Here is a 2,706-nt window from a genome sequence, read left to right on the forward strand (position 1 = left end):
GGAACTCCTTTTTCTAATGTTTTAAGAAATAAATTTAAGGAATTATTCATCCTTACACAAACTATTTTACAGTCTCAATAAATTTATTTTTTCAATTAACTTATTATAGTTATAAATTACTTATTATTTATGCAAAACTAATTTTCTTAATCTTATCGTACTCCTTACTATTTGCTAATTCAGCATTTCTTAGCTCAATATCGTTTTGAATATTTAAAAAGAATTTAGGCGATACACCAAATAATTTTCCTAGTCTGACAGATGTATCGACCGTAATCTTTCTCTTATCATGAAGAATATCTAAAATTCTTGAACTAGGCACATCAATTGCTTTTGCAACTGCATAAGCAGATAAATTTAATGGCTTCATAAATTCTTCACTTAACACTTCACTTATTTTTGGAGTTGGTATAGTATTCTTTAGCATAATTCTTCCTCTTTTATATACTAGTGATAATCAACGATTTCTACATTATAAAAATAATTGGGTGTTTGAACAGTAAAGCAAATTCGATACTGGTCATTAATGGTAATGCTATATTGTCCTTTTCTATCACCTTCAAGTTTTTCTAAATGATTTGCTGGTGGTATTCGTAAATCGTTAATATCATGAGCAGCGTCCATCATCACAAATTTTCTAATAGCTATCTTTTGAATATTTTGTGGTAATTTTTTTGAAAATTTTTGATGATAAACTTTTTCCGTTTCCTTATTAGCAAAAGTTTGTATCATTGCTTTCTCCTCTATCTTTTCTATGTTTTAATTATATCCGATTTGCATATATATGTCAATCAGATAGAGTGGAGCTATATGTGTAACATTAGGGTGTACTTAATGTTACTTCCATAAAACAAAAGGGCTGCCTAAGTGTAATACTGACAACCTCTTTACTATAATCTTATGAACTAGGTGAACATTTTCTATTTGCCCTGAATTAATTCTACCTCTTACTAAATATAATTTATCTTTTACGTTTATTTTTATAAAAAAGAAACGTAAAAGGTAAAACATTTTTTTGCTTTGAGTTAACTGTTTTTTTATTAATATTACTAAAATATTTTGCAACTTTTTTAGCTTCATTTTTTGATGAATAATCTAACGCTTTATTTTCAAAAACTATTTTAATTATTTCACGAACATATTCATCTATCTTTACAGAAACAGCAGATATTTCATTATCTGAATAAGTGATTTTATTACCATGAGTATGCTTGGATCTAATTCTAAATGCTAATTTAAAATTTTGTTTAACTACATCTTTTTCATTTTCACCACTAATTTTTAAAATATTAATAGCTGTTGATGCAAGCATCTTCTCAATTTGGGTACTTCTATTACCTTCTAAGGCAAATAAACATTGTAGCGCTTGCATATAGAAGTCAATTTTAACCGGTAATTGACATGTTCTTCTGGCATTTTGAACCGAGCGTATCGCTCTTATAAAGCTAGACTCTTTACTACGATCAGTTACATCATAGTTTCTAATAAAACTATATTCACTATTATATTCTGGATTTGGTATATTACCACCTACTTTTGACATTATTGGATATAACATTTTATAGTAAAAATTAACCTGTTGATTTTCAGTTTTTGTTAAAGCTATATTTTGAGGATGACCATTAGCCATAGAATATGGAATATCAAGTTTTACCGAGCTTATATATCCAATACTACTATTAATATAAATATTATTAGTCTGTACGCATGAATCCTTCACTAACCACATTGCTGTTAAGAATATGATTATTCGATTCCTTATTTCGTTCAATGGATAGCTGTAAAAATCATTAAGTATACGTGTTATCTCAAACTTTGAAAGACTTTTAATGCTTTTAATAATTTCCTTTCTTTCCTTTCCTTTGAAGATAGCGTGATACTAAAAATATAACAAGGCTTACTACACACTTCCATATATCTTAACCGACCATAATCTTTTATAAAATTATCTTTCTTTACTTTGTTATTTTGAAATAACTTAATAAGGATAGATATAGCCAATCGCAATGAAGTCTTTGCACTTGTCAAACATGCTGTAGCTAATTTATGTGATTTAGCATTATATGTTAATAATGCTGGGATAGCTTTACTGATTCTGACCCTAAACGTGTTGAACGTTTATTTGATATAAATCTTAAAGGTACATACTGGGGTATTCAAGCTGCAGCTAAGCAATTTAAAAAGCAAGGAAAAGCAGGCCGGATTATTAATGCAGCATCATTGTCTGGATATGAAGCTTCTGCTTTGCAAAGTGCTTATTCTGTTTCAAAATTTGGAACTCGTTGCTTGACTCAAGCTGCGGCCAAAGAATTGGCAGTAGATAAAATTACTGTTAATGCTTATAATCCTGGAATTGTTCGCACAAAAATGCGATATGTAATTGATAAAAAATTGCAAAAATTAAACATGAAACAATAACGCAACAACAAGCAAATTGTCTCAAAGAGATAGTGCTTGGTCGTGAAGCAAAACCTAGCGATGTAGCTGAAGTTGTGGCTTGGTTTGCTTCATCAGGTGCTGGGTATGTTACTGGACAATCACTTCAAGTTGATGGTGGAATGAGATTTCATTAAAAAAACATTTAGAATAAATAATCTCTAATAACAATAAAAATAGTTATTAGAGATTTTTTGAAACTGTCAAATTTTTTGTGTAAATAGATTTTTCTCGTAGATTGATTTTTTAATCTTTTATTTAATCAAAGTA

3 protein-coding genes and 1 pseudogene are annotated in these 2,706 nt (G+C 28.8%); 1 reads left to right on the forward strand and 3 read right to left on the reverse strand.

Going from position 1 to position 2,706, the window contains the following annotated elements; translation table 11 throughout:
* Positions 1-127 precede the first annotated feature (127 nt).
* The 3 genes from ETI37_RS07665 to ETI37_RS07675 form a co-directional block, all read right to left on the reverse strand.
* Positions 128-427 (reverse strand): HigA family addiction module antitoxin, encoded by a 300-nt coding sequence (locus ETI37_RS07665; protein WP_003651024.1) that lies wholly within the window; start codon positions 425-427, stop codon positions 128-130.
* Positions 428-447: 20 nt separating this feature from the next.
* Positions 448-732: a type II toxin-antitoxin system RelE/ParE family toxin gene (locus tag ETI37_RS07670; protein WP_003651021.1), complete on the reverse strand. Its 285-nt coding sequence runs from the start codon at positions 730-732 to the stop codon at positions 448-450.
* A 229-nt stretch (positions 733-961) separates the two neighbouring features.
* Positions 962-1,630: a HEPN domain-containing protein gene (locus ETI37_RS07675; RefSeq protein ID WP_225306035.1), complete on the reverse strand. Its 669-nt coding sequence runs from the start codon at positions 1,628-1,630 to the stop codon at positions 962-964.
* A gap of 357 nt (positions 1,631-1,987) precedes the next feature.
* On the opposite strand from ETI37_RS07675, the pseudogene ETI37_RS07935 reads away from it, so the two are divergent.
* Positions 1,988-2,573 (forward strand): annotated as a pseudogene (locus ETI37_RS07935) (SDR family oxidoreductase); the annotation flags it as partial.
* Positions 2,574-2,706: the final 133 nt, after the last annotated feature.

The organism is Lactobacillus mulieris, from assembly GCF_007095465.1.
GTDB classification, from domain to species: domain Bacteria; phylum Bacillota; class Bacilli; order Lactobacillales; family Lactobacillaceae; genus Lactobacillus; species Lactobacillus mulieris.

Bases quoted from the DNA above. Each gene is read 5' to 3' on its own strand.
- ETI37_RS07665 (WP_003651024.1), bottom strand. From the start codon at position 427: ATGCTAAAGAATACTATACCAACTCCAAAAATAAGTGAAGTGTTAAGT.
- ETI37_RS07670 (WP_003651021.1), bottom strand. From the start codon at position 732: ATGATACAAACTTTTGCTAATAAGGAAACGGAAAAAGTTTATCATCAA.
- ETI37_RS07675 (WP_225306035.1), bottom strand. From the start codon at position 1,630: ATGGCTAATGGTCATCCTCAAAATATAGCTTTAACAAAAACTGAAAAT.